Origin of the sequence: Flavobacterium caeni, from assembly GCF_900101895.1 — a bacterium.
Lineage (GTDB): Bacteria > Bacteroidota > Bacteroidia > Flavobacteriales > Flavobacteriaceae > Flavobacterium > Flavobacterium caeni.
On sequence record NZ_FMVF01000012.1, the window covers coordinates 88,241 to 114,583 of the forward strand.

The window sequence follows — 26,343 nt, forward strand, 5'->3', positions numbered from 1 at the left end:
CGGATATGAAAAAACTGTTGGTTTTTCTGGCCTTGTTCTGGTATGGGTTTTCGCAAGCCCAAGACCTCAGCGCAGCCGAACTCAACGAAGAAATCATGGAGCTCGACGAAATGATCAAAACCGATCCGTCGGCATTCAATTTTCACCTGCGCGGGCAACGCAAATACAAACTGGGCGAATTCAAAAGCGCCCTCGCCGATTACGACTTGGCCGCTTTGCGCGACCCGGACGATTTCGGGATTTTCTACAGCCGTGGCATGGTCAAGGACAAGCTGGGCGACTTTAAAGGTGCGGTAGCCGACTATCAAAAGTGCATCGCGCTCGACAACCGTTCGGCGAAAGCGCATTTCAATTGCGGCTATTCGATGTCCAATTGCGGCGACAAGGCAGGCGCAATCGAGGCCTACACCCAATGTCTGGACCGCAATCCCGATCATTTTGCGGCACTCATGAACCGCGGCACGTTGCTGCAGGAAAACGGAAAATTCAACGAAGCCGTGTCGGATTTTGATGCCGCCATAGCGCTCAAACCCAGTTTGGCCGACGCCTATCAAAACCGGGGCATCTGCAAGGCCATGCTCGGGCAAAAGGAAGCCTTGGCCGATTTTGACAAAGTGGTTTCGTTGGATCCGCAAAACCCCGAAGCCTATTACAATCGGGCCATGTACCGCATCAACCACAAAGTAAGTGGTGATTTTTGCGCCGACTTAAAGATCGCGCTACGCATGGGATTCGGAAGGGCCAAAGCCATCGTGGCCGAAAAATGCAAGTAGCTATTTTACGAGGAACTTCTCGACGATTTGCGTGCATTTGATGGCGCCGACGTCGTTCAAGTGATCGGCGTCAAAAAAGTCTTCGTCGGTAAAACGACGGTCTTCGAACAGATTGAGATAGCGTACATGGTCGTACTTTCCGGACAATCGCGTGCACGTAGCATAAATCAATTCAAGTTTGTGGCGGTTGAGCCCTGCGGTGTACAATTGACTTTGCGGCAACGAGACGATGACCACTTCGATGTTGCGTTGGCCGCACCGCGCGATTGCGTTTTCAAGTCTTTTTAGGTTGGCCGAGAAATCGGTCGAACCGTCCTCGTGCGCGGCCAGTCTTTCCTGGACATTGTAACTCGGTTTGTACCGATAGACCTTGGGGTAATTGTTGCCCCAACCGTTGGCATCGCAATCGACGATGGTCCCGAAATAATCGAATCGTTCATAAGAAGCCCATGTTTGCTCAAGGCTTCGCGTAAACGCCAAACTGTACTTTTTGGGATCGAACGCCGACACGATACCGGCATCGATATCCATGTAATTTTCATAGTAGTATTTGCGGAAATCGTCCTCGCCCGTTCCCGGCACATGGCTCAGGTTGGAGTATTCGATGCAAAAAACCACCCGTTTGAGCTTTGGCATCTTATCGATGTATTGGTCGAACAACAATGCATCGTAATACAAAGGCTGGCTGATGTTGGCCAAATTATAGACGTGTCCCGACATATACTTGGGATTGAGTCCGTAAAAACAGTGCGAGCTCCCAAAAAGCAACGTCCCGATCTCGCGCGCATTGGCCTGCATGTAGTCGTGCTTGACGGTGTAATTGTTCGGCACCGCCCGATAAAAGGTCTCGACGGCAATCCACACCAAGAAGATCGGCGACAAAAACAACGCTAATTTGAAGGCCGTCTTTCTCATCAGAATTGGAAATAAATGAATTGTTGCCCGCTGTTGCTGCAGTAAAACACCGCGAATACCAACACATAGTAAAACGACCATTGGAGCGGTTTGGGCGCCTTTTCGAACGTGTGGGCGATGGCGTAACCGCCGCGTCTGCCCGTCCATTCGATTACCATGAACACCGCGATGAGCAACAGCACGCGCGTTGGTATGACTTGTGGGATGGTCAACAACGATTCGCTGAACGCACGTTTTATGAACGCAAAGGCGTGGTGCACGTCATCGGCACGGAAAAAAATGCGTGAGAATACCGTGAGCATAAACGTGGCTACCATTTGCCATACTTCCCTTGGTGTCGGAAACATACGATCGTAGGCCACGATCTCCAAATGCTTGCGGTTGCGGTTGGCCAGCAACAATGGCAGGAAATACAATGCGTTGATCATGGCCCAACATACGAATTTCCAACTCGCGCCGTGCCAAATACCGCTCAGCAAAAAGATGATGAACACGTTACGAATGTTGAACCATTTGGACGATTTGGATCCACCGAGCGGAATGTAAACATAATCCTTGAACCAAGTGGTGAGCGACATGTGCCAGCGTCGCCAAAACTCGGCGATGTCACGCGAAAAGTACGGAAACGAAAAATTGCGCAACAGTTCGATGCCAAAAAGACGGGCCGTTCCGAGTGCAATATCGGAATAACCCGAAAAATCGCCATAGAGCTGGAACGAAAACAAAATCGCGCCCAAAACCAGCGTACTGCCCGAATAGGTATCGGAATGGCTAAAAATATCATCCACAAAAACACCGCAATTGTCGGCAATGACTACTTTTTTGACGAGTCCCCACAGGATTTGACGAAGCCCGTCGTTGAATTGCGCCGACGAAAAAATACGCTTGTTCCTGATTTGTGGCAACAGGTGCGTCGCGCGTTCGATAGGCCCGGCCACGAGCAACGGGAAGAAACTCACAAAAACCGAATAGTTGACAAAATTGCGCTCCGGGCTGATTTTCCCTCGGTAAATGTCGACAATGTAGGAGATGCCATGAAAGGTGTAAAACGAAATCCCGACGGGCAGGATCAAATCGAGCAGCCAAACGTTGGGGCGTGCGCCAAACAGCGCAATCCCGTCGGCAAACGATTCGACAAAGAAATTATAGTATTTGAAAATTCCGAGAAAACCAAGGTTGATCGCCAAACTCAACCAAAGCCAAAACTTTTTCGCCTTTTTGCCACGCGCATCGTGGATCTTGATGCCCGTGTAATAGTCGAGCCCCGTAGAGAAAATGAGCAACGCCAGGAACCGCACATCCCAACACGCATAAAAGAAATAACTCGCCGCCAGAAGCAAAACGTTCTGCAACTTGAGATTCCTTTGGGTCACGAGCCAATACAGCGCAAGCACAACAGGCAGGAAGACCGCAAAATTTACGGTATTGAAAAGCATATCAAAAAATTAACGGCTGGCGATGTCGGGAAAGCCCGTCATCATGGGGTGATTAGCCCGGCGATTGATTTTGATTGATGCGTTGGGTATGCTTACTTCTCGCGGATGTAAATATCGATCGGCACGCCCGAAAAGTCCCAATTCTCACGGATCTTGTTTTCGAGGAAACGCTTGTACGGCTCCTTGACATACTGCGGCAAATTGGCAAAAAACACAAACTGCGGCGTAGGCGTAGGAAGCTGCATACAATACTTGATCTTGACGTACTTGCCCTTGAGCGCCGGCGGCGGATGCCCCTCGATCACTTTGAGCATGTAATCGTTGAATTTAGACGTCGGGATGCGCTGTTTGCGGTTCTCGAACACCTGTACCGATGCCTCGAGCGCCTTGAGCAAACGTTGCTTGGTATGCGCCGACACGAACAAAATCGGCACGTCGGTAAAAGGTTCTATTTCCTTGCGGATCTTGGCTTCGTAATCGCGCGTAGACATGGTATCTTTCTCGACCAGGTCCCATTTGTTGACCAAAATGACGAGCCCTTTGCGGTTCTTCTCGGCCAGCCAAAAAATACTTTGGTCCTGTCCTTCGAATCCGCGCGTCGCGTCGATGATCAGGATGCAGATGTCGGCGTGTTCGATGGCGCGCACCGAACGCATGACCGAATAAAACTCGAGGTCTTCCTTGACTTTTGCTTTTCGGCGGATTCCGGCCGTATCGACCAAATTAAATTCAAAACCAAAACGGTCGAATTTGGTGTCGATCGCATCGCGCGTAGTTCCCGCAATATCGGTGACGATATACCTGTCCTGGCCTATCAGCGCGTTGATGAAGCTCGACTTACCCGCATTCGGACGTCCGACGACCGCAAAACGCGGCAATTCGATTTCTTCTTTGGTGGGTTCGGGTTTGTCGGGAAACGCAGCGACCAGGTTGTCGAGCAATTCGCCCGTCCCGCTGCCCGACGTACTGGCAAACGTGGTGTAATCGCCCAAACCGAGGTTGTAAAACTCGATTGCATCTTTCTCGCGCATCGCGTTGTCGACTTTGTTGACACCCAACAGCACGGGCTTGGTTACTTTGCGCAGCAATTTGGCGACCTCTTCGTCCATGGGTGTAATGCCTTCTTCGACGTCTACGACAAACAAAATGACATCGGCTTCGTCTATGGCCAATTCGACTTGTTTGCGGATTTCGCCTTCGAAAATATCATCGCTCCCGCGTACATATCCGCCGGTATCGATCACCGAAAACGCTTTTCCGTTCCATTCGCTTTTCCCGTAATTGCGGTCGCGCGTAACGCCCGATACCGAATCGACAATCGCTTCCCTTCTCTGGATCAACCGGTTGAACAACGTCGACTTCCCAACGTTTGGTCTTCCTACAATCGCAACAATATGGCTCATAGTGGCTTGAAAATTTTGCGCAAAGGTAGCGTAAAAAAACCAAAAACCGTGCGTTTGGCGTAAAGTCAAACCACAACTAAAAAAGAAAAGACCGAACGTTACCGCGCGGCCTTTCCTACCTAAACAAAACTATAACCTAACTTTCTTTCTTGATTGATGGTAGACCGTCCTTGGTCAGCCCCATGAAAAAGGACAAGACTTAGGGCGATCAACACCGTCTAGCATTCGCCCAACGGCGTGAAACGATAATGTAAACTGGAAGGGAAGCCGCGCAGGACAAGGCACGCGACGCTTAGTGATTGCATGTTGATTGATTTTTGATTGATGATGCCCTACTTGACGCCAAGTTGCGCGACGCGTTACAGGGAAGGTGATATTATTTTTGCAATTCGCCGTAAAGTTTTGATTTTCAACGATTAATTTTTTAGGTGTGTCTTATTTATTTTTTCTTTAACCAACTTTAACGAATATTTTGAAACGCCCCATCGTTTGTAAAATACCAAAAACGACTACCATGAGAACCGAAAAATGGCAAATCCAAAAATCGTCGTACAAAACCACCGACGAAATCAAGGCGGCCTGCAACCAACTGCAAGCCAAAGACCAAGCCGATTACGAGGTGCGCAGCAACGGCGACCACATTTGGGTAGAGGTCGACCAGCGAAAGAAACACTATTGGTCGCCCATGTTGCGCCTGCGGTTGGTCAAGGCCGAGAACGAAACGCGCATCGAAGGGAAAATCGCCGAAAACCCATTGCTTTGGGCCTTTTTCGTGATGATCAAAATTGCGAGCATCTTTATTTTTGTGCTGTCGGGGGTTATCGCGTGGTACAAGTTTAACCTTGGCTACAACTTCAACGTGCAACTCTTTGTGATGTTTGTGATGGTTTCGGTGTGGTTTGCCATGTATCTCGTGGCCGAACAATACAAACGCAAAGGCGCGCGGCAAATCGACGCGCTCTATCACTTTGTCGATGCCATCGCGGCCTAGATTTCCTTAAAATGATTAGTTCTGGTTGTAGCCAAAGCGGCGCAATTGCCGCTCGTTGCTGCGCCAATCCTTGTTGACCTTGACGTAGGTTTCCAGGTGCACCTGCTTGTCGAAGAATTTTTCGAGATCGGCCCGCGCCTCGACGCCCACTTTCTTGAGTGCGGCGCCTTTGTGGCCAATAATGATGCCTTTTTGCGTATCGCGCTCGACCATGATCACGGCACGGATGCGGATGATTTTGTCGTCCTCGAGAAACTCCTCGGTTTCGATTTCTACAGCATACGGAATTTCTTTGCTGTAGTGCAGCAGGATTTTTTCGCGTATCGTTTCGTTGACAAAAAAGCGCTCGGGTTTGTCGGTGAGCTGGTCTTTTGGATAAAACGGTGGCGAGGCAGGAAGCAATTCGATGATGCGCGCAAATACTTCGGGAACGTTGAAATTCTTTAACGCCGATATCGGAAAGATTTCGGCGTTGGGCACCTTTTCTTTCCAAAATTGCACCTGTTCCTCAAGCTGTTCCTGGTTCGAATTGTCGATTTTGTTGAGCAACAGCATCACCGGAATCCTCGCATGGACGATTTTGTTGAAAAACGCCTCGTCCTTCAAGGCTTGTTCGCCGATTTCGACCATGTAAATCAACACATCGGCATCTTCAAAAGCCGATTTGACAAAGTTCATCATCGACTCCTGCATTTCATAAGCGGGCTTGATGATGCCCGGTGTGTCCGAAAAAACCACCTGGAAATCGTCGCCGTTGACGATGCCCAAAATACGATGACGCGTGGTTTGCGCCTTAGAGGTGATGATCGACAGCCTTTCGCCCACCAGCGCGTTCATGAGTGTCGACTTGCCGACGTTGGGGTTGCCGATAATATTTACGAATCCTGCTTTGTGTGACATCTGGTACTTGATTAAATAAGACAAAAAGCCGAATATCCATCGGACATTCTCGTCTTCATATCAAATCGATACTATTTACGAATCCTGCTTTGTGTTCCAAGTTGCAAAATTAGGACATTTTCACCCGATGGCGGCATTTTTCAGAATTTTGTTATCTTGGTAGCCCAAATACGTTACCATGCTGCGGTACATGATCGCCTTGTCGCTGTTGATCACCTTGACGTCGTTCAGGGCCGAAACCCAGGTCTTTATCTGCGGCCCCGCGGGCGCCAAGAAATACCACTACACGGCCAATTGCCGAGGCTTGTCGGCTTGCAAACACGGCACATTCGAAGTTCCGAAATCCAAAGCCGAGTCATTGGGGCTTTCGCTTTGCGGCTGGGAAGACTAAAAAAAACCGTCTCGAAAGACGGTCTCTGTTTTATTTGACAAAACGCTTGGTTAGCACCGTATGGTCGGCAAAATTGATGCGCAACAGCAGCATTTGATTGCTCAACGCGCTGATGTCTACCTTACCGCTGGCCGACGACATTTTCTGATCGAGGAGCACGCGTCCATTCAAATCCAATACCTGTACCGATGCCATAACCTTGGGCGATGCAATACCGAGTATTTCCTGGTTGTTCCAAATGGCCAACCCTTTCGAATCTACCTCGTTGCGCCCGAGCGCCGCGTCTGTTTGGAATACCAATTCAAAACGGTCGTTGAACGTTCCGGTGGCCGTCGTAAAAATGTAAGGCCCGGTTTGGAGGTTGTGTTCGGTTTGGAGCAAATGGTCTTTGATATAAATCGCGCGGTCGGCAAACGCGGCATCGGTCTTACCAATCGCAATGCTGAAACTGCCGCCCATGGTAGACGAGAAGCCGAGCGGCACCGTATCGGCTACCTCAAAAGGCATCGCACGACCTTGTATCGACAGCATTTTTTCGCCGCCAATCGAGTAAAAGTTGACCGCCGAGTTAGCGTTGAAATTCTCGCCATCGAATTGTCCTTCATAACCATTGGTAGCACCCGCCACATATCCCACGAGGATCTGTTTGAAAGCGCCCTGGTCGTTGGTCAAATCGAGCCAAAAACGTTGTTTGGCCGCATTGCCCGAAACAGGGTGGCTTTGTTTGAAAAAATCGTCGTTGCCGCCACGTTGTCGCATGGCATTGTTGAACACCACCGATCCCGATTGCGCGGCCTTGACAAAAAAGGCCTGCCCCGAAGCGACTTTCCCCGATGGCGCGTTGCCGTTTTCCCCATCGCTCAACGACTTGCGCGTCGCGACCGACCCTGTACTGTTGTACACGGCATAGTCGTCTGAGGTGTAGTTGTAGGTCCAATCACCAGGGACTTGATTGCTCGGCAGCGTATTGTGTGTCCACAAATAAGCGGTGCCTTCTAAAAGGGCCGCGTTGCCTGCGTAGGCAAAAAAATCGTCCAAATCCAATTCAGAGGGATACGGATTGCCGATCAAATTCCAACCCGAACCCGTGCCTACCACATTGTAAGTCAGCACACCGTTGTGGGGCACGCCCACAAAGTTCGCGGCATAAACCGCAGGCGTATCTTGGCTGAAGGCTTGCGGCGCACGTATGATGTAGCCGCGGCCCTGTTGCATGGCGGTACTGGCCGCGGCCACACCCTGCCAATTGCTGATGGCCGGATTGTATTGGTAAAATTTGTCCGAAAGCGTACCCGGCGAAACGGCCAACAAGTTCTGGTTGGCTACCGGCGATGCCCAATAAGTATAATCGAACCGGCGAACGGGCGCCGTATTGCGCTTGTAGGTAATGTTGCCCGAATTGGTGTAGCCATCAAGCACCTGCACGAGGCTCGCGTTGTCTTCGAACGTGAGCGAACCCGGCGTGTTCGATTGGTTGACGTCGACGCCACAAGTCACGACCATATTGTGGCCCGAATTGACTTTGACGACCGCACCCGCATTGACTTGCACCGAACAAGCATACAAATCCTCGTCCGAAGAAAAGTTACCCGAGAAAATCACGCGTTTGGACGAATCGGGTTGGCCGTCGCTCCATTGCGTTCCGTTCCAGGTCGTGGTTGGATATTTTACATAGACCGAATTGGTCGTCGACTGACATCCGCCGTTATCGAGTACCGCACGAAAATATTTGATGTTTTCTATCGAACCCATTTGCGCGGGAGAAAGCGTACCCGTCGTATTGGACAATGGTGTCACATTGGTTGTGAAGGCGGCATCATCGGCCGACTCCCACCGCACCACCGACCCGTTGAGCGTGTTGATGGTAATGCTGTTGAGATTCGCCGCACGGCATACCTCTTGGCTGTTCGCGATACTGCCCGACGGCGCCGTATTGATCGTGGCGGTCACCGGCGTCCTTGAAGCAGTCGTACAACTGCCGAACGTAGCGCTGGCATAGAACGTTTGTGTCGCCGAAAGCGAATTCAAGGTTAGGCTATTGCCCGTACCGACCAGGTTTCCGCCCGTCGAGGCATCGTACCAGCGCACCGAACCCAAGCTGTAGTCGGCCGAAACCGATATACTTCCCACTCCGCAACGCGAAGCCGGCGTCGTGTTGACCAAAACCGGTGTGCTGGCGACCGATCCCGTGAGCACGTTGGTCGTGTTGTAAATGCGGCAATTCCCGGTGGCGTTGTAGGTATACACCCTATAGTAGATGTTTTGACAGAGTGTGGGCGCTGCGTCCGAAAAAGTTGTGCTGCCCGGACCCGAGTTGATCGCCACGACCGTCCACGCACCCAAGGTTTGTCCCGCCGACAACGTTGCAAAATTAGCCGGATTGGTCGTTGCGGGAACAGTATTGCCCGTCGCGCGCAAAATCACATAGCCGCCCGAGGTAGCCGCGGTAAAACTGCCGCTCACCGTGTTGCCCGACCCTGACAATTGTAGGTTGCTGGCTTGAGAAGCGGGTGCCGCAGGAACGGTACTGCTCGCGGGGCTTTGGATCGATCCGCCCGTGTTGCCCACGAGCAAAGCGGTTCCATTCTGTCCATAAATGCCGTTGTTGTTGAACGATCCTGTCGAACGGATGTAGTTGCAGTCGGAATTCGGACCGCCAATGATACGACCGCCGCCGTTGTTGGTGATGCCGTTGGCTATCACACTCCCGATGACGGTGATGTTGCCGTTGTTCATGAGCGAACCGTTGATGGTGGTCGTGCCCCCCAGGGTGACATTGCCGTTGCCGTTGACGGTCAACGAGGCCAGTGTCATGGTCCCATAATTGGCAAAACCGATGTTCGAATTGACGTTGACATTGCCCAACGTGATCACACCTGTAGCACCGTTGGTAAAACTCGTCCCCGAATTGAAATTCAGGTTTCCTGTATTTTGAAAGGTACCATGGTTGATGATGGTCCAGTTCCCATTATAATTGGGGGTTTGCGACGGATTGTAGGTCACCCCGGTCCCGACACAAAGCGTATTCCCGTTAAAATTGTTGAGCCTGCCCGTAAAGACACCGGTCCCTGTGATGCAAACCGTTTGTCCGCTGGTCAGGTTATGGGTTGCGTTATTGGGTACGGTAATCGTGTACTGGCAGTTGTTGCATTGTCCGTAGCTGGCGACCCGAAAAAGCAATATCATCAAGAGTGCAAGTAGTGGTAATTTTTTCATGACTTTTAAAACTTGTAGCGACAAAGAAAAGTAAAAATATCGATGAAATGTAGTTTTTTATCGATAAAATGCGTTAAATTTTTTGTTTTGTAGGTTTTTTTAAACATTTTTGTTCGATTTGAGAATTTACGAAATCGCAGTAGTTCGCATTAAGCGCAGTATTATCAAGAAGATAGTCCACCCAACAAACTGTAACCATCCTATTTATGCGTTCAATTTTGTCAAATCGGCGGCAAAAGTAGCGAGAAACCAACGTCGTCGAATGTTAATATCGACCAACAACACGTATATCCGTCAGGGTGTAAAAGCAACGCAGAAAAGCGTCGCGAAAAGGTATAAAAAAACCCACCGGATTCCGATGGGTCTTGTTTAGTAGCGGGAACAGGACTCGAACCTGTGACCTTCGGGTTATGAGCCCGACGAGCTGCCTACTGCTCTATCCCGCGATGTTTCGGTGCAAATATACGACAGAAATCGGGAACGGCAAGTAAAATATTTGAAAAGTTTTGTTAATCGGCGTTTTCCAACGCGGCAATCGTGTCAATCCCGTCAACGTCAATCCAATAAAACCCAACGTCGACTATCCCGGATCGATTATCCGAGAAGGCTTTTGTGCGCCATACGGTATTCCGACGGATTTTTGCCCGTAAACGCGCGAAACGATTTGTTGAAATGGCTGAAATTGTTGAATCCGCTTTCGTAGCAAATTTCGGTGATGCTCAGCGATTGCTCGGCCAGCAACTTCGAGGCGTGCACCAAGCGGTACTCGTTGACGAACTTCGTAAAGGTCTTTCCCGTGATCTTCTTGAAATACCGACAAAACGAAGGCACGGCCAAATGCGCGAGTTCGGCGGCGGTTTCCAAGGCGATTGGTTCGCGAAAATGGTCCTTGACAAAATTGAACACCATGTTGATGCGGTCGTGGTCCTCGACGCGTGTCTGGATTGTAAAACCTTCGGCATTGAGGATGCGGCAGTCCCCGGATTGGTCCAAATCGTTGAGAATTTCGAGCATCGAAAGCAGTCGCTCAAATTGTGGCTTGTCGGCCATTTGTTGGATTTTCTTGCCGATCCGCTTCTTGGTTTCGCCTTCAAAAGCCAATCCGGCCTTGGCGCGCACGAACAAATTGCGGATGTGTTTGGCTTCGGGTGTATCGAAAAATTCGGCACCGAGAAAATCGGGACGCATCTGGATGACGGTCTCGTCCTTGTTGCCTGTTTGCTCGTTGGTGAATCCGCAGTGCGGCAAATTACTGCCTATCAGGATCAAATCGCCGTCGGTATAATAAGAGATATGCGAACCGATCTGGCGTTTGCCCGACCCGCCGTTCACATACACCAATTCGATCTCGGGATGGTAATGCCAAACGTGGGCCTTGCTGTTCTGGTTTTCGTCGTAGCGCGAAAAATAAAACGAGCTGCCAAACGAAGGCGCGATGGATTCAAAAGACGGTGCGGTTTTCATGACCGTAGATTTTGGTACCACAAAAGTAGTGCAATATGCTTTTTTGCGCCATCATTTTAACCTACAGCGTTTTCGTTGTTAAAATAGCACAACTATTGGGCAAACAGGGTGTAGTGGGCGCCAGATTGATGTCGGTACTTTGCCCTATCAATCAGTATTAATTTTTAAAAACAAAAATCATGAAAAAGCTATTGAAATTCAGTGCAGTGCTGGCGGTAGTTTTGACCGCATCGACCTCTTTCGCCGGAATCGCTCCGGAAGTGACCTCATACAACCCGGTACCCAAAGTAGCCAAGCCCATGTTGCGCATCCAGGACAGCATGGTTACGGTGAGCATTTTATTTGCGCAAACACCCGTAACCGTTACGGTAATGGAAACCGACGGCACCGAGATTTACACCGGTAAATTCGAAAACAAGGAATCGTTTTTCAAGAAATTCGACATCAGCGCGTTTCCTAGAGGCGAATACCTTTTTGCCTTTACCTACAACAACACCACGTTTACCGAAACTGTGAAAAAGTAAGTTTAAGTTACCAGTTTTTTGTTGGGAAGCGGCCTTTTGGCCGCTTTTTTTATCGGTTGAGCCAGCGTTTGAAATCGCCCGAATTGTCGATGCTCACAATGACATCGAATTCCGCAGCCGGTTTCAATTCCAACTTAATCCGGCTTTTAGACCAAACTACCATCTGCTGGATCGCCTCAAACCCTACGATTACTTGCCGGTTCACGCGAAAGAACACATTCGGATCGAGTTTGTGCGACACGCTTTCAAGGGATTGGTCGAGCAAATATTTCTCATTGGTCTTGGTAATCAATTTTACATAACGCCCTTCCGATAGAAAATAAGCCACATCGCCCACCAAAATACTTTTGATCTTTTGTCCGGAAACCACCATGAAGCGCTCCTGGTAATCGGGTTTTTTGTTCATCGCTTCCAACAGCGCGTTGATGTCGATGGCCGGGCTGGACTTTTGCGAGCGGAATTTGTCGAGCGACTGCTGCAAATCTTCCTCCATAATCGGTTTGAGCAAATAATCGACGCTGTTGAGTTTGAACGCGCGAATCGCATACTGGTTGTAGGCCGTCGTAAAAATCACGGGTACCGAAATCTTGAGCTTCTCGAAAATCGAAAACCCGATGTCGTCGCCCAAATGGATGTCGAGAAAAATCAAATCGACGGGATTCTCGGCCAGCCATTGTACCGCGGTCTTGACATTGTCGATGGTTTTGAGCACCGTCACGTCGGGTGCGATGCGGTGCAACACCGAAGCCAGGTAATCGGACGCTGGCTTTTCGTCTTCAATAATTACAGCTCTGATCATTCTTCTTGGATTAGCGGAAGTTCGACATGGTATTGCTGGTTCCTGACTTCAAAAACAGGTTCCAGTTCGGTCACGTATTTGTACCGCGACTTGATGTTGCTCACGCCGGTTCCGGTCGAATCCTCGACAAACTGACGCGGCTGCAAATTGTTGGTGACCACCAGAAAATGATCGCGGACACCCACGTCAATCTGCAAAGGTTCGGCCGACGAGATCACATTGTGTTTGATCGCATTCTCGACCACCATTTGCAGCGAAAACGGCGGAAGGTAGTCGTTCATGCGGCTCGACGGCACCGAAATTTCGGTCTTGAGGTTGTCGCCGAAACGCATTTTTTGCAGCGACAAATAGGCGTTGACGTGCTGCAATTCCTCGGCCAACGTGACCAGATGGCGGTCCTTGAGTTCGAGCGCATTCCTGAAAATCTTCGAGAACGCGGTGGTAAATTGTACGGCCTTTTGCGGATCGGTATTGATCAGCGACGCCAAAGCGTTGAGCGAGTTGAACAAAAAGTGCGGACTCACCTGGTTTTTGAGCGTCTCGAATTGCACGAGGATGTTTTCGTTTTCGAGTTGCAGGTTCTTTTGCGCGAGCTGGTCCTTTTCGTGCAAAAGCTGTTGGTTGGACAACTGTTTGAGTTTGTAGTTGCGGTACAGCACGAACAAAAGCGCGATGCACAAAAACGTAAAACCCGCAAACACCAGTCGCCATACCTTGGCCTTGCCGATGGTGGCCGCATCGAGCGCCTTTTGCACCTTGAGCAACTCTATTTCCTTGGCCTGGAGTCCCGACTGGAATTGCTGCTCGAGCATGACGCTGGTTTGCAATGTTTCGTCGGAATGGATCGAATCGGACAAATACAACGCGCGCTGCCAATAATCGGCGCTTTGCTTGAAATCGCCCTTGGCCTCGAACCACGTCGCCAGGTATTCGTAATGGGTTTCGCGGTAGTACGGCGAATTGAGCTCGGCGGCGGCTTTCCCGCCCATTTGCAAATACGTATGCGCCTTGTCGAGCTGGCGGTCTATCGTGTACAATTTGCCCAATTCGAGCGAAATCATCGCCAACGTGCTCTTGCTCCCCGATTGCCGGTAGTGTTCGAGGGCGCGCAATTCAAACGCCTCGGCATTCTTGATTTCCTTGAGTTCGAGGTAGCACGCCGCGATGTTGTGGTAGTTTACCGCCAAGCCATTGTGGTCGTTCTCGCGTTTGAGGCATGGGATGGCTTTGTTGTAATAATGGATCGACTTCCTGAAATCGTTGGTGTAGGTGAACGACACACCGAGATTGACATAAATGGTCTTGAGGTAGTTGTCGGCGCCTTGCGGTGTAATCGACAACGCCTTGAAAAGATACTCGCGGCTCTTGACCGCATTGTCGATGTTCAGGTGTACCGTGGCGATGTTGATCAAGGCCAGTATTTTGCCTTCGTTGTTCTGGATCGAATCGAACAGCTGGTAGGACTGCATGTGGTATTGCAACGCTTCGGTGTTGTGTCCGAGCGAGGTTTTGGCGACGCCTTTCACCTGCAACAACAAACCTTCGTCTACCGTACGTTTGTTCTTTTTCGCAGCCACGAGCATCGCATCGGCGGTTTTGATTACACCGATGGGCTCGTCGAACGCCATACGGTTGAGTGAATCGATACGCATGGTAAACGCATCGCCTTTTCGGATTTGCGCCGATGCAAGGCAACCAAAAAGCACCGGCACGATGGCCAGCCAGAAACGACAAAAGGGCAAAAACGTTTTCACGGTCAGGTTATTGGGCTTAAAGATAAACACTTATCGGAATACGGCAATAGACCGATGTTAAAGCAAACCTAACAGAATCGGTTGATATGTCAAACATCAACTGTAATGAATGCCGAAAAACGCGACATGAACGGCAAGAATCCGCGCGGCATCCAAACAATGTCCACCAGGCCGCTTCATTACACAAAAATCGGCTTCGGTTACATACGATGACCGGGCAAACAATCGGCCAAGTAATTTTGTCCCGTCAATCCAACCAATGCATCTGAGTTTCAGTCATCAAAAAACGAATTATCAATCACAATCAATCATCAATCAATCACCAATCATGAAAACAATCATTTTCTTAGCGGCCCATCTGCTGCTCACCATGACGGCAGGGGCCCAAACCTGGACGCGTTTAGAAAACCTACCCACCGCCGATTTTACCGAGATCGACATCATAGACGGTACGCTCTTTGCCGCGTCGGGGCCGACGGTTTATTTTAGCACCGACGCCGCGCAAAGTTGGCAACACAAAACCATCACGGCCTTGCCTACCGAGATCAGGTGCATCGCCAAAATGGGCAACCGACTGTACGTGGGTACCCAGCACGGCGTTTTTTCGGCGCCGATGTCCCAACTTTCGGGTACGTGGACACACCATTTCAATTCGAGTTGGGTCACGGCTTTTGCGCAACGCGACGGCGAATTGTTTGCGTCGACCATCGGGGGCGGCATCTACAAACGCAAACCCGACGGTTCGTGGATCAACTTTTCCAATGGTTTGCCAAGTTACTCGATGTCGGCCTACGACTTACTCGACACCCCCGACGGATTGATTGCCTTTGCGGGTTCGAACGGAACACTTTATCGTTTCCTGAACGAATCGAACAGTTGGGTCGAGTTTTATTACAATGCGCAAGGATACCAGCCGGGGCTCGATTTTGAAGATGCCCAACGCGCAGGCGATGCGATGTATGTATCGCGGTTTAACCAATTGTTGCGCAGCGACAACTTTGGCTACACCTGGAGCACCGACCAAACCGGACTGCCGGGCGGACTCGGCCGCACCATGGCATTGGGCGCGAACCATCTCTATGCGATCACCACAACGGCCGTAGCAGACGCCAACTTCACGCTGTTGTGCAAAAGACAACGCGACGCGGTAGGCACCGATTGGTCGGTAGGTTCCGAGACGCTCGACTTTTTTACTTATGCGTTGGTCGAACTGGGCGAGAAAACGTTCATCGCGTCGAACCAAGGTGTGTATGTCAAAGACGCATCGCTTTCGGTGGATACACCGCAGCAAAAAAGCAAACCCGTCGTGTACCCCAATCCATCCCAAGACGGCTGGTTTACCATCGACCACAGCGCGCCCATCGAAAAGATAAGTGTTTACGAACCCACTGGAAAATGCGTGCTGGAGCAAGTCAATTTGCCTGCGACGCACAGGTTTTCGGTACCGTCAACGGGTGTGTATCTGGTCAAGCTGCAATCGACGGGCAAGGTATCGTCTTTCAAAGTCATCGCCCAATGTCTGCGCTAGTCGAATTCCTGACGACCACGGTACTCGACCTGTTGCTCCTACTTTTCGGCTAAAAAAGTACCGCAATGTGAATGTTGTAATGTTTCCCGTCTAATGTGTAACCAAGACCACCCCGTAATTTTAAAAATTTGTAGTCTAAATGGGAACCATCATGAAAACATTCACTACCGCCAAGTCCCCAAAACGACAGGAAAAAATCCTACACTGGCGCAACGAATTCGAGGAGCAGCTGCACCAAATGTACTGGTGCGAATTGCAACTCGCCCAAGCGTTACCCAAGCTGGCCAAATTGGCCACCTCCTACGAACTGACGTCGGCGATACTGGCGCATTTGGCCGTCACCGAAAACCAAATCATCCGGTTGATCCATGTGTTCGACGCCATCGGGGAACGCGCCGTAGGGCAACGGTGTCCCGAGCTGGAAACGATGATGACCGCGCATCCCGACTTTGAAGCGATCGACTCGGGTTATGAACGCGATCGGGAAATCATCGCAAGCGCGCAAGAGCTGATGCAGTTTGAGGTAGCCGCGTATGGCAAATTGCATCTTTTGGCCGTCAACCTCAACGAAGATTTGGCCGCCGAGTTTTTGGCGCTGGCCATCAAAGAAGAAAAAAACGCGTTCGCGCGACTCACCGAAATCAAGCTGTCGTCGATTTACTTCGACGCCGCGAGCTAAAATATTTTACTTTACTTGAACTTAGGGTAAATAAAAAAGCCGTCTCCTTGGTGGGACGGCTTTTGCTTTTCCAGAAAATCAATTTTACGCAGAGGTGTTTGGGTCGTCGGTGTCGGACGAAACAGAAAGGTTCTGGTCTTGGTCGAGCCCAAGATTGTCCTTGAGGATGTAATCGTCTTGGTTGAACGCTTCGGCATTGCGCGAGTTGCGGCCCGCCAGACGGTATTTCTCGGAGCCTTCCTCGTTCGACCATTCAAAATAATCCGAATTGCTTTCGGGATGTCCTTCGCCCGTATAGCGCACCCCTTTCTGTTCGAGGGCGAGGTATTTGTCGGGCGAGGTAAATTTGGTGTCGTCGGCATAGCCTTGGCTGTCGAATTGTTTGGCATCGGTGCGCGGCGAATTTTTATCGGGATGTGGGTGCTTGCGTTCCATATTAAAAAACAATGATGTTGTCGATCTTAAAATCCTGTAGTAATCTTTTGTTGGTTTCGAGCAAATTGTCGATGTACTGTTTTTGGTGCAGTCTGATTTGATCGTAGTCGATCGCGGCCAACCGGTTGGATAGGTTTTCGAGCGTGCGCTTTTGCCGGCGCAGCGATTTTCGTAGTGCTTTTTTCATGGCGTCAATGGCTTTAGGTTCACCATTAAATTACAACCAAAGGCACGACGTTGTTTTATATGTTTTGCCGTTACATTTACACCTTTACGATATTTTGCAAGCAAAAAAATAGAGCTTCAATAGCCGAACCGTCACAGGACACCGCCATTCTTCGTATCTTTAACGTATGAAAAACCATCTTATGGAAAAGACCGCACTGTTTTCGTTTTTGCTGCTGGCTTCTTGCAACGCCCAAGTGCTCGAGAAAGTATTCGAGTTTCCCAAATCGCTTAAGGAAAATTCGGGAATCGCCGTGACGCCGCAATCCGAATTGATCTGGACAATCGAAGACAGTGGAAACGAACCCGAAATTTACGGCCTCGACCAAAGCGGCAACATCAAACACACCGTTCGCGTGAACAATGCCGAGAACATCGATTGGGAAGATTTGGCCAGCGACGCCGCGGGCAACCTGTATATCGGTGACTTTGGCAACAACGAAAACAAGCGAAAAGACCTGTCGATTTTGGTGGTAAGCCAAAATGCACTCGCCAACGACCAAGCCACGGTTTCGTCGGTCCAATTCTATTTCCCCGAACAAAAAGATTTTCCGCCCAAAAAATCACAGTTGGTGTTCGACGTAGAGGCGTTCTTTTTTTACCAAGACCATTTTTATCTGTTCACCAAGAACCGCAGTTCCAAATTCGATGGACAAACCACGCTGTACGAGGTACCGAACCAACCGGGCAACCACGCGGCCAAAAAACTGGGTCAATTTACGACCTGCGACAACTTTAACCATTGCGCCATCACCAGCGCCGACATCAGCCCCGACGGCAAAACCGTTGCCTTGTTGAGCTCGAGCCATGTTTGGTTGTTTACCGATTTCGACGGCAACCGTTTCCTGGACGGCAAGGTGGAACAGGTAGACCTTGGCGATTTTTCGCAAAAAGAAGGACTCTGTTTCTCAGGAAACAACACGTTGCTGATCAGCGACGAGAAAAAGAAAAACACCGGCGGCAACCTCTACGCCATCGACTTATCGGGCTCAAAAGCCAAGCCCTAAACCAAACGAGATACGGCCGCCGTCCGAAGATTGAAAATAAGACAACTTCGCGGTGATCAAATTTACGCCGTTGAGCCATAAACCGCCGCCCGCCGAATGGTGCCATTGGTTCGATGCATCGTTCTTGATCCATACGCGCCCATAGTCGAATCCGCCGAACACGCCGTAGGTCATCGGTACAAAACCTGTGCGCAATTTGCCCAGGTCGTACCGCAAATCGCTGCTTTGAAAAAACGTAGTCTTGCCCGAGAAACGTTGGTTCCTGAACCCGCGTAAATCGTTGTCGCCGCCCACGGTAGGTGCTTGCCAGAATTCGTACCCGTCGTCGAACATCGACTTGCCTTTGAGCATGGTGGCCAACACCAAACGCCCGTCGGATGAAATGCGGTAATTGAACCCAAGGGCCGCTTCGCCGTACCCAAACCGGCGCTTGGTCTCTTCGATGTTCATCTTGAAGCCACCCAGCACCGAAAAGTGGATACCCAGCGTGGGATTGGCAGCGCGGTCGTAGTTCTCGAAGCTGTATTCGGCATTGACATCGGCAAAATTGTTGTAGTTAAAAACATCGGGGTTCACGACACCCAAAAACGTCACCAAACGATTGGTCGTATTGGCGATCTTGACGCGTTCGAACGCGAGTTTGGTGGTGAACGATCCGCCCATTTCGCCTACCCATTGCATCGATGGCGCGAAACGCAATGCCCGTATCTTGACCCGGTTGTAGTCACGCCCCACCGTCTTTTGGTAATTTTTGGTCTCGTTGCCGATGCCAAAAAAGTTGATGCTGAAATTAGGGCTTGTAAACAACGCATCGACCACAAAATTCCACCGTCCGATTACCTGCGGGAAAGTGCCTTTGTACGACATTTCGAAGCCGTCGGTGGCAAAGTAGTAGTTGCCTTTGAACGCGTGCTTTTGGGAATATGGCGCGCGCTTGAATCCGTTGACGGTGTAGTTGAGGATGCCGCCCACCTTGACACCGTCGTCGGGGTTGAATCCAATCATCGGATAACCCGCAAACACATTGTATTTGGGTTTTTTGTAATCGTAGGTGTTGAGCGCGTAGTTGTTCGACAGTACCGCTGTGGCATGGCCTGGATTGTCGATGATGTTGTTCGTTTTGAAATCGTACAGCGCCACCTTACGGCCACTGGTAATGTAGTAGGTATCGTTGTCTTGCCCGCCCAGCAGGCGCACTTTGATCTTGCGGTTGCCCTTGCCCTTGACCTCGAACAAATCTTCGTCGTTGAGGCCATACAGCCAGAGCTCCTTGGTTTGTGGCGCGTGGTAGGTTCGGTCGTGCACGAGCTGCTCGCCGTCTTTCTTCATCCGGTAGACCTTGACGTGTGTGGCGTTTCCGTTGCGCTCGACGACAAATTTGTCCTTTTTTTCGGTTCCTACGACAAGCACTGTCTTTTGAAGGATCTTGTAATACTGGCGCGCATACCGTTCGAGGTGTTTGCGGCGCGTCTTGAGTTGCGATTTGATGCGGTCGATGGTTTGGTCTTTCACTTCATCGGGTACATTCTCGAAAGCACGGTCGATGTCGGCATCGCTCAAATTGCCCGCCACATAACGCGCCTGTTCTACCCAATCCTTCTCCTGCGCCTTGGTCACGAACGCCAGATCGAGCGGATGTCCGTTGCGGTTGAACCATTTGATGCTCTTGAGATCGGCCGTAAACTTTTTCATGTGACGCAACGGCGGCATTTTCATGAGCAACAGCAAAAGGCTGCCATCGTACTTGGCAAATGCTTGATCGCGGTCGCGCGGAATCGGACGGTAGACCACCTTGCCGTCTATCTTGTGTTCGCCCCAACGCCATTGGTCCTGATGGCGGTCCCAATCGCCAATGAGCATGTCGAACATACGGGCGCGCATGAACGCCTTTTCGTCTACTTCGTATTTTTCGTCGGCGACCACATTGGCCAGAACGTCGTCGGTACCGACAATTTTATCGGGCTTGCCAAAGCTCGCGAGGTCTTTCCATTCATCGGTTGGCCGCTCCTCTACCAGGTACAGTTGGTCGCCAAAATCTTCGTTGAACAGCCCCAAACTGTTTTGCTTGGGCACATAATACAACATCGGATTGGTGTGGTTGATGCCCAGCCTGTCGGCCAGCTGCCCCACCACGAAAGGCGTATACGGATGCGAGGTCGTGTAAAAATCCATCACAAAGCGCTCGGCATAAGTGTCGCGGAAATCCTTCTCGATCGACTGGTCCTTGAACGCTTCGACCGATTGGATGAAACGCGTCGCGCTTTTCTTGAGCCCGCGCATGACATACTCCTTGCCTTTTTTGTCGGCCAAACGCAACGACAGCGATTGGTGCCCGCCGCCCGCAATTGTGGGTTTGAGCCCACCGTAGATGGTGTCGAGGCTTACTGCCTTGGCCTTGATTTTCATGCTGTAGTACTTTCGGTAGTGGTTGCCCCACAAAAACCGATAGGCCGCACCCTTGCTGGTCATTTGCGCGGTGTAGATCGACGTGTCCTTGGTGGTCGGGAACTGCTTCGGATACTCCTTGAGGTTGTGTTTGGGCCGGGCCGCGAGCGGTTGGGTCTTGAACAGCAGCGCTTCTTTACCCTGTGAATCGAGTCCGTAAAAAGACAATTTGGCCGCACCGTTTTTGTGGATGTCGACCACGGCATAACCACCGCGCCCGAACGAAAAATCATTCTTGTTGATGGCGCGCGCCGCCTCCTGTTTCGAACCCGCACCGCTCACCACCTGCTTGATGCCTTCGTTGTCGATGTATTGCAGGTTGTGTTCGTGGCCAGAAACGATAATTACGTTGGTTTTGTCCTGTACCATCGCGCGTACGCGTTTGGCAAACGCATTGTATTTTTTGTTTTGCAAATCCTCGGGACTTACACCTGTGGTTTTGCGCAGCAGATTGATGATCGACCCAATGACGGGCAACGGCACGCGCTGCTTGAACGGAAACAATTCCTTTTCAAGCGAAAACTGCCCTCCGTGCGGACCGTTCGACAAAACCGGATGGTGCATGGCCAGCACCAGCGTTTTGTTCTGGCTTTTGTTGATTTCGCTTTCGAGCTCCAAAAAGAATTGGTCGCGTGTTTTGATGTCGCAATCTTCGTTGATCTTGGGATGGTTGTCCCAATCCTGCAAATACCATTCGCTGTCGATGACGATGAGCGCGACGTTGTCGTTGATGTCGATGTGGTCGATGCCGCAATTCTTGCGCGGCAGGAACGATTTTTTCTTTTTGAGCGCATCGTTGACGTACTTCTCTTGTTCGCGCAAGCCATCGGTCCCGTTGTACCAATCGTGGTTGCCCGGAATAAAAATGGGCTTGCCTTTGAATTTTTTGGTCACCGCGATTTGCTTGTCTAATTTTTGTTCGGCCGAACCGCGAAAAGCGTTGCCCTTACTTGGCATGCCCGACGGATAGATGTTGTCGCCCAAAAAAAGCAAGGTGCTGGCCGAATCGGCTTTTTGCAACCGCTGCTCAAAAACCGAAAGCAATTTTTGCGCCTGCGGCTCATCGGCATTGCCCGCATCGCCTATCAGGTAAAACGAATGGGAAATGTTTTTGGGGTTGTCGAAATCGTCCTTGATCAGCGCAGGCTTGCGATCGCCAAACTGCGAATGGTGCGTCGCGCACGAATAAAAAAATTGAAATACGAACGCCAGTAACACAAGCGTGCACAATCTGTAGCGCAGTTTTGCGTTTCTATCCCGAAATATTTTCATAATTTGGCTAGATAAAAAGTGGACCATGGATATCATTCAGCAAGCCGAGGACTTTGTGTTCGCCCATTTCAAAGATAAACTTTCTCCCTCATATACCTATCATAATTTTAACCACACCGTGCGTGTGGTACAGGCCACCGAAAAGTTGATCGAAAAAGAGCCCGTCTCGCAAACCGAAAAAACGGCGTTGTTACTTGCCGCGTGGTTCCATGATACGGGGTATACGGATGGCGGCGAACACCACGAACAACGCAGCATTGGGGTACTGCGCGATTTTGCGCAAAACCGATCGATCGACCCCGAAACCTTGTCGCTGGCCTCGCAACTCATTGCCGCGACCGAATTTTCGAACGAGCCCAAGACCAAACCCGAGCAAATCATCCGCGACGCCGATTCGGCGCATTTTGCCGACCCGAACTACCTTGCGCTGTGCGAACTGTTGCGCGAGGAATGGAAACTTTTGGGACACAAACAATATACGGATCTCGAATGGGCACTCGAAAACCGGCATATCCTCGCGCAATGCCATCGGTATTATTCGGATTATGCCAAACGCAAATGGCAGCCGCTCAAGGACGTCAACATAGGACTGGTGCAGCAGCGCATCAACGAACTTGAGGCCGAACAGGTCAAGAATGCAGGTAAAAAGAAAAAGACCGAAAAAGAAGAACGCCCAGACCGCGGCATCGAAACCATGTTCCGCACCACGCTCAACAACCACACGCACTTGAGCCAGATTGCCGACAGCAAAGCCAACATTTTGCTCTCGGTCAATGCGATCATCATTTCGATCGCGTTGTCTACGTTGATCCCAAAACTCGACAGCCCGAGCAACATCCACCTGGTGATCCCGACGTTCATCATGATCATGTTCAGCGTGGTTTCGATCATCTTCGCGATCCTGTCGACCAAACCCAAGGTCACACGTGGTTCGTTTACACGCGAGGAAATCGGCCAAAAAAACATCAACCTGTTGTTCTTTGGCAACTTCTACAAAATGCCCGTCGACGAATACGTGTGGGCGATGAACGAAATGATGAAGGACAAGGAATACCTGTATGATTCGATGATCAAGGATTTGTACTACCTGGGCATCGTGCTCAACCGCAAATACAAAATGCTGCGCATCACCTACAATGTGTTCATGACGGGCATCATCGTATCGGTGATCGCGTTTGTCCTGGCGTTCCGGTCGGTGACGATCTAGTTCTCGATTTCCTTGAGCAATTCCTGGTAGCTGTACACCTTGGCGTCGGCCGATTCGTCGAACAACACCTGTACGCGGATGCCCTTAAGCCCCGACACGCCTTGCAGGTCTTCGATGTCGAAATACTCGACGGCACCCAGCCTGTTCTTGTGTTGCAGGAATGCGATGTAACGGTTGTATTCGTATTCCTCGGCTTGTTGCGTATAAACGATCGTGATCTTGTCGGCTTGCGTGATGCGTTCCTCGGTACCTTTGATGAACGCCTTGTCGATGCGTTTCTTGACCACTTCGTAGCGCGCATTGTACGATCCGTCTACGTCGAAACGTTTTTCGTCCATACGGAAACGGATCGTGATGGGCTGGTTGAAGACGAGCAACAACGAGGTAACTTCCATCGGATACGGCAAAGTGGGCTTGATCGCGTGGTATTGGTTTTCCATGTCGCACATGACCTGCAACTGCCAGAGCCGCAAATTGTAAAGATACAGCAAGTCGAACTCCGCCTGGTTGGTGATCGAATGGCCGATGTAAAGGTTGTGTTCTACGCCGTCGGTTTTGAACCGTTCGTAATAATGCGGATAATGCGATTGCGCCTCGGTTTGCTTTTTGTCGAGTATGGCCGACATTTTCTTGTTGATGACCGAAAGGCTGGCATCGAATTTTTTACGCGCATCGTAAATCGTACCCGACGTGTGGTCGAGTTTCTCGAAATACGACTGGATCAACTCCTGGGTTTTCGCATCGTCGGCCTTGAATTGACGCAAAATCGGGTTGACGTCCGACTTGATGTAGTTGAGCACCAATTGTTCGCTGTCGGCCTTGAGCCTTTCCTCGATGGTTTTGTTCAAGTCTTGCAATTCGAAGATTTTTTGCTCGAATATGGGTAATCGTTTCTCGCGTAAAATCGATTCAAAAATGGCAATCAGCATGTTCACCTGCAACACGATGTCTTCCTTGGTCGTGGCGTTGCGCATCTCGGACGAACCCTTGATGTCGATTTGCCCGTACAGCGGATACACTTCGGGGAATACGATTTCATGGAACGCCGTGTCCGGTCTGTTGATGTGCGCCAGGGCTTCTTCCTTGAACTTCCAATACACGCTTGGGTGGATCGTGGTGTATTCGTTTTGGATCATCGCATCGACCTGGTTCTGGATGTCGGAATAATACCGATCGATCGTATCGACGATGTACGGCAAAACAATGTCGAGTTTGTTCGCGTTGATGCTGTTGAGCACCTTGGGTTGCGACGAAACGATCTCGACCACGCCAAAAAGCCTGTCGTTCTTGACCACGGGTGCAAAAATCGCGCTCTCGACGCCCTGTCGTTGCAGCATTTGCACAAATTCGACCTGGCCCGTTTCGAGCGCAAACTGTTGCATGTCGGAAATACTGAGGTATTTGCGCTGCTTGATCCAATCTTCGAAATAGTCGTCGCAAGGCATGTCGTCGCATTCCCATTGGTCGATTTCCGAGAGGATGTAACTTTTGAGTTTTTTGTCGAATGGCGAATTCACAAAGCGCGACTCATCGGGATCGAGCGCCGTGAACCCGAGCTCAAGATCGGGTATTTTGAAGATCGACCGAAAGACCTGCGTGAAGTGCTCGGTGATCATCGACTTGTCGTCGGGTTTGGTGAGCAACGTGGTCTTGAGGTTCGACACTGCGCTTTCGGTGGTGGCATCGTACAGGGTCATGATCCCAAAACCGCGCAGGATCCAGCTTTGCGGCGGGAACTTTTGCTTCCAGAGCGCCACATCGTGAAAATTGTCGATGAGCACGTCGATGTCCTGCTGCGAAATGGTTACCGCCTGGTCGGTCGGGAAAATCTCGAGGAAATCGCCGTTGTACAAAATGCGGTAGTGCTTCAGTATGTTGTGCTCGTCGGGGATGTCGTAAAAAAACGGCTTGCTGAAATCGAAACGGTAGCCGTGGTATACCATCAGGATCAAACAACAGCTCATGATGTAAAAACGGTCGTCGTCGAAATCGCGGATGACCATGTCAAAATCAGGGCCCGCGTTGTTGAGGATGTGCTGGAACCGTTCGGTATAATTGAACGTGATGTTGTGGAACGGGATCGTGATGGCCTTGATTTCGTTCTTGGTGAGCGCCGTCGGGAACAAATCAGACAGCAGGTAACGGATCAGCGTTTTGTGTTGTTCGATCTGGGCCACATCGGTGATGCCCTCGCGCAATTCGGGAACGGTGGCCACCTGTGCCAGCAACCCCTTGGCGTAGCTGACGCGGTAGTCTACGTCGGATTGGGCAATGGTTTCCAGATTCTCGATCAGTTTGTGGAACGAGATCTGGATTTGGAACGGATTATCGGGTTGTTGTTCGAAAATCATGACTGGATGATTTAGCCCGACAAAGATACGGAATATCTGGATTTGATTTTGTGGATTTTTTGCGATTGTGCTGCCGCTTCAACTTGGGCTTTTCGATGCGGATACCATTTAGGCTGCGGTGAATTTCAAGGTATCAGTCGAAAACCTCGTAAGGAAAAGATAATTCCGGCGTGGGCACCGCCGAACCTTTTTTGGGGTTTCGGGCTTTGCAAAATACTTTAAGAGACGAATATTTTAAAAATTGTTGTGAAATTTCTGTTGCAAATATTTCACAACAAGATTTTCACAACAAAAAAGTAGACTGCACCCAAAAGTTTAGACAAGTTAATAATTACATTGATAATGATGAACCCGATATTGTGTCGGGCTCATTCCATTTAAATTCAGTTTAATCCTGTCATTGTTATAATAATTGATGTACTCTTTTATCTCATGCCTTAAATGGTCTATTGACCTGAACTTATTGATGTAATAGAGTTCACATTTAAGTATCCCGAAGAAGTTTTCGATTACGGCATTATCCAGGCAGTTTCCTTTTCGGGACATGCTTTGTGTGATGCCATTTTGCTTCAGCAGTCTTTGGTACTGTTTCATCTGGTACTGCCAGCCCTGATCCGAGTGCAGGATT

The 26,343-nt window shown here is 50.2% G+C and carries 21 protein-coding genes and 1 tRNA gene; 8 read left to right on the plus strand and 14 right to left on the minus strand.

Translation table 11 applies throughout. The annotated features are described in order from the left end of the window. Nucleotides 1-5: 5 nt before the first annotated feature. The gene (locus tag BLP55_RS12360; RefSeq protein WP_091144640.1) at nucleotides 6-773 is read left to right on the plus strand and encodes a tetratricopeptide repeat protein; all 768 of its coding nucleotides are present in this window, start codon (nucleotides 6-8) and stop codon (nucleotides 771-773) included. Here BLP55_RS12360 and BLP55_RS12365 read toward each other — a convergent pair whose 3' ends face one another. The 3 genes from BLP55_RS12365 to der all read right to left on the minus strand — a co-directional run bounded on the left by BLP55_RS12365 (nucleotide 774) and on the right by der (nucleotide 4,527). Continuing rightward, nucleotides 774-1,688 (minus strand): SGNH/GDSL hydrolase family protein, encoded by a 915-nt coding sequence (locus BLP55_RS12365; protein ID WP_091144643.1) that lies wholly within the window; start codon nucleotides 1,686-1,688, stop codon nucleotides 774-776. Beyond that, nucleotides 1,688-3,124, minus strand: a complete 1,437-nt coding sequence (locus BLP55_RS12370; protein WP_091144645.1) for an MBOAT family O-acyltransferase — start codon at nucleotides 3,122-3,124, stop codon at nucleotides 1,688-1,690. Before BLP55_RS12370 ends, BLP55_RS12365 begins: the two co-directional genes overlap by 1 nt. 92 nt (nucleotides 3,125-3,216) lie before the next feature. Beyond that, on the minus strand, nucleotides 3,217-4,527 hold the full coding sequence (der, locus tag BLP55_RS12375) for a ribosome biogenesis GTPase Der (RefSeq protein WP_091144716.1): 1,311 nt from the start codon (nucleotides 4,525-4,527) through the stop codon (nucleotides 3,217-3,219). A 514-nt stretch (nucleotides 4,528-5,041) separates the two neighbouring features. Here der and BLP55_RS12380 point away from each other — a divergent pair. Next, entirely contained in the window at nucleotides 5,042-5,518 is a 477-nt protein-coding gene (locus BLP55_RS12380) for a hypothetical protein (protein WP_091144647.1), read from the plus strand. Nucleotides 5,519-5,533: 15 nt separating this feature from the next. On the opposite strand, the gene era is transcribed toward BLP55_RS12380, so the two are convergent. Further along, nucleotides 5,534-6,418, minus strand: a complete 885-nt coding sequence (era, locus tag BLP55_RS12385) for a GTPase Era (protein ID WP_091144648.1) — start codon at nucleotides 6,416-6,418, stop codon at nucleotides 5,534-5,536. Between the two features lie 178 nt (nucleotides 6,419-6,596). On the opposite strand from era, the gene BLP55_RS12390 reads away from it, so the two are divergent. Further along, nucleotides 6,597-6,809 (plus strand): hypothetical protein, encoded by a 213-nt coding sequence (locus BLP55_RS12390; RefSeq protein WP_244503461.1) that lies wholly within the window; start codon nucleotides 6,597-6,599, stop codon nucleotides 6,807-6,809. 30 nt (nucleotides 6,810-6,839) lie between these two features. On the opposite strand, the gene BLP55_RS12395 is transcribed toward BLP55_RS12390, so the two are convergent. The 3 genes from BLP55_RS12395 to BLP55_RS12410 form a co-directional block, all read right to left on the minus strand. Next, nucleotides 6,840-10,025: an Ig-like domain-containing protein gene (locus BLP55_RS12395; protein WP_091144650.1), complete on the minus strand. Its 3,186-nt coding sequence runs from the start codon at nucleotides 10,023-10,025 to the stop codon at nucleotides 6,840-6,842. Between the two features lie 373 nt (nucleotides 10,026-10,398). Continuing rightward, nucleotides 10,399-10,471, minus strand: a tRNA-Met gene (locus tag BLP55_RS12405). Between the two features lie 148 nt (nucleotides 10,472-10,619). Further along, complete coding sequence (locus tag BLP55_RS12410) at nucleotides 10,620-11,489, minus strand: AraC family transcriptional regulator (RefSeq protein WP_091144653.1); 870 nt, start codon at nucleotides 11,487-11,489, stop codon at nucleotides 10,620-10,622. A 179-nt stretch (nucleotides 11,490-11,668) separates the two neighbouring features. Here BLP55_RS12410 and BLP55_RS12415 point away from each other — a divergent pair, with 179 nt between their 5' ends. Then, nucleotides 11,669-12,013: a DUF3244 domain-containing protein gene (locus BLP55_RS12415; protein WP_091144655.1), complete on the plus strand. Its 345-nt coding sequence runs from the start codon at nucleotides 11,669-11,671 to the stop codon at nucleotides 12,011-12,013. A 49-nt stretch (nucleotides 12,014-12,062) separates the two neighbouring features. Here BLP55_RS12415 and BLP55_RS12420 read toward each other — a convergent pair whose 3' ends face one another. Further along, nucleotides 12,063-12,812 (minus strand): LytR/AlgR family response regulator transcription factor, encoded by a 750-nt coding sequence (locus tag BLP55_RS12420; protein ID WP_211516830.1) that lies wholly within the window; start codon nucleotides 12,810-12,812, stop codon nucleotides 12,063-12,065. After that, nucleotides 12,809-14,566 (minus strand): tetratricopeptide repeat-containing sensor histidine kinase, encoded by a 1,758-nt coding sequence (locus tag BLP55_RS12425; protein WP_139149667.1) that lies wholly within the window; start codon nucleotides 14,564-14,566, stop codon nucleotides 12,809-12,811. The genes BLP55_RS12420 and BLP55_RS12425 overlap by 4 nt, the downstream gene beginning before the upstream one ends. A gap of 328 nt (nucleotides 14,567-14,894) precedes the next feature. On the opposite strand from BLP55_RS12425, the gene BLP55_RS12430 reads away from it, so the two are divergent. Both BLP55_RS12430 and BLP55_RS12435 read left to right on the plus strand, forming a co-directional pair. Then, complete coding sequence (locus BLP55_RS12430; RefSeq protein ID WP_170826862.1) at nucleotides 14,895-16,094, plus strand: T9SS type A sorting domain-containing protein; 1,200 nt, start codon at nucleotides 14,895-14,897, stop codon at nucleotides 16,092-16,094. A gap of 151 nt (nucleotides 16,095-16,245) precedes the next feature. Continuing rightward, nucleotides 16,246-16,773 carry a DUF892 family protein gene (locus BLP55_RS12435; RefSeq protein ID WP_170826863.1) on the plus strand — a complete coding sequence of 176 codons (528 nt, stop codon included), beginning with the start codon at nucleotides 16,246-16,248 and terminating at the stop codon, nucleotides 16,771-16,773. An 84-nt stretch (nucleotides 16,774-16,857) separates the two neighbouring features. Here the strand turns inward: BLP55_RS12435 and BLP55_RS12440 are convergent, their stop codons facing one another. Further along, nucleotides 16,858-17,208, minus strand: a complete 351-nt coding sequence (locus BLP55_RS12440; protein WP_091144663.1) for a hypothetical protein — start codon at nucleotides 17,206-17,208, stop codon at nucleotides 16,858-16,860. Nucleotide 17,209: 1 nt separating this feature from the next. After that, nucleotides 17,210-17,395: a hypothetical protein gene (locus tag BLP55_RS12445; protein ID WP_091144665.1), complete on the minus strand. Its 186-nt coding sequence runs from the start codon at nucleotides 17,393-17,395 to the stop codon at nucleotides 17,210-17,212. Between the two features lie 181 nt (nucleotides 17,396-17,576). On the opposite strand from BLP55_RS12445, the gene BLP55_RS12450 reads away from it, so the two are divergent. After that, nucleotides 17,577-18,440 (plus strand): NHL repeat-containing protein, encoded by an 864-nt coding sequence (locus BLP55_RS12450; protein ID WP_091144667.1) that lies wholly within the window; start codon nucleotides 17,577-17,579, stop codon nucleotides 18,438-18,440. Here the strand turns inward: BLP55_RS12450 and BLP55_RS12455 are convergent. Further along, the gene (locus tag BLP55_RS12455) at nucleotides 18,423-22,157 is read right to left on the minus strand and encodes a metallophosphoesterase (RefSeq protein WP_091144670.1); all 3,735 of its coding nucleotides are present in this window, start codon (nucleotides 22,155-22,157) and stop codon (nucleotides 18,423-18,425) included. The two genes, BLP55_RS12450 and BLP55_RS12455, sit on opposite strands and share 18 nt — an antisense overlap. Nucleotides 22,158-22,182: 25 nt before the next feature. Between BLP55_RS12455 and BLP55_RS12460 the strand changes: the two genes are divergently transcribed. Next, nucleotides 22,183-23,364 carry a Pycsar system effector family protein gene (locus tag BLP55_RS12460; RefSeq protein ID WP_091144672.1) on the plus strand — a complete coding sequence of 394 codons (1,182 nt, stop codon included), beginning with the start codon at nucleotides 22,183-22,185 and terminating at the stop codon, nucleotides 23,362-23,364. Here the strand turns inward: BLP55_RS12460 and BLP55_RS12465 are convergent. Together BLP55_RS12465 and BLP55_RS12470 are read right to left on the minus strand one after the other, a co-directional pair. Next, nucleotides 23,361-25,715 carry a GAF domain-containing protein gene (locus tag BLP55_RS12465; RefSeq protein ID WP_091144690.1) on the minus strand — a complete coding sequence of 785 codons (2,355 nt, stop codon included), beginning with the start codon at nucleotides 25,713-25,715 and terminating at the stop codon, nucleotides 23,361-23,363. The genes BLP55_RS12460 and BLP55_RS12465 overlap by 4 nt on opposite strands. Before the next feature lie 324 nt (nucleotides 25,716-26,039). Continuing rightward, nucleotides 26,040-26,343: IS3 family transposase (locus BLP55_RS12470; protein WP_170826864.1), on the minus strand; the 304-nt coding region annotated here is incomplete at its 5' end.

Excerpts from the sequence above, each read along its gene's own strand:
- BLP55_RS12360 (WP_091144640.1), top strand. The coding sequence starts at position 6 with ATGAAAAAACTGTTGGTTTTTCTGGCCTTGTTCTGGTATGGGTTTTCG.
- BLP55_RS12365 (WP_091144643.1), bottom strand. The coding sequence starts at position 1,688 with ATGAGAAAGACGGCCTTCAAATTAGCGTTGTTTTTGTCGCCGATCTTC.
- BLP55_RS12370 (WP_091144645.1), bottom strand. The coding sequence starts at position 3,124 with ATGCTTTTCAATACCGTAAATTTTGCGGTCTTCCTGCCTGTTGTGCTT.
- der (WP_091144716.1), bottom strand. The coding sequence starts at position 4,527 with ATGAGCCATATTGTTGCGATTGTAGGAAGACCAAACGTTGGGAAGTCG.
- BLP55_RS12380 (WP_091144647.1), top strand. The coding sequence starts at position 5,042 with ATGAGAACCGAAAAATGGCAAATCCAAAAATCGTCGTACAAAACCACC.
- era (WP_091144648.1), bottom strand. The coding sequence starts at position 6,418 with ATGTCACACAAAGCAGGATTCGTAAATATTATCGGCAACCCCAACGTC.
- BLP55_RS12390 (WP_244503461.1), top strand. The coding sequence starts at position 6,597 with ATGCTGCGGTACATGATCGCCTTGTCGCTGTTGATCACCTTGACGTCG.
- BLP55_RS12395 (WP_091144650.1), bottom strand. The coding sequence starts at position 10,025 with ATGAAAAAATTACCACTACTTGCACTCTTGATGATATTGCTTTTTCGG.
- BLP55_RS12410 (WP_091144653.1), bottom strand. The coding sequence starts at position 11,489 with ATGAAAACCGCACCGTCTTTTGAATCCATCGCGCCTTCGTTTGGCAGC.
- BLP55_RS12415 (WP_091144655.1), top strand. The coding sequence starts at position 11,669 with ATGAAAAAGCTATTGAAATTCAGTGCAGTGCTGGCGGTAGTTTTGACC.
- BLP55_RS12420 (WP_211516830.1), bottom strand. The coding sequence starts at position 12,812 with ATGATCAGAGCTGTAATTATTGAAGACGAAAAGCCAGCGTCCGATTAC.
- BLP55_RS12430 (WP_170826862.1), top strand. The coding sequence starts at position 14,895 with ATGAAAACAATCATTTTCTTAGCGGCCCATCTGCTGCTCACCATGACG.
- BLP55_RS12435 (WP_170826863.1), top strand. The coding sequence starts at position 16,246 with ATGAAAACATTCACTACCGCCAAGTCCCCAAAACGACAGGAAAAAATC.
- BLP55_RS12440 (WP_091144663.1), bottom strand. The coding sequence starts at position 17,208 with ATGGAACGCAAGCACCCACATCCCGATAAAAATTCGCCGCGCACCGAT.
- BLP55_RS12445 (WP_091144665.1), bottom strand. The coding sequence starts at position 17,395 with ATGAAAAAAGCACTACGAAAATCGCTGCGCCGGCAAAAGCGCACGCTC.
- BLP55_RS12450 (WP_091144667.1), top strand. The coding sequence starts at position 17,577 with ATGGAAAAGACCGCACTGTTTTCGTTTTTGCTGCTGGCTTCTTGCAAC.
- BLP55_RS12455 (WP_091144670.1), bottom strand. The coding sequence starts at position 22,157 with ATGAAAATATTTCGGGATAGAAACGCAAAACTGCGCTACAGATTGTGC.
- BLP55_RS12460 (WP_091144672.1), top strand. The coding sequence starts at position 22,183 with ATGGATATCATTCAGCAAGCCGAGGACTTTGTGTTCGCCCATTTCAAA.
- BLP55_RS12465 (WP_091144690.1), bottom strand. The coding sequence starts at position 25,715 with ATGATTTTCGAACAACAACCCGATAATCCGTTCCAAATCCAGATCTCG.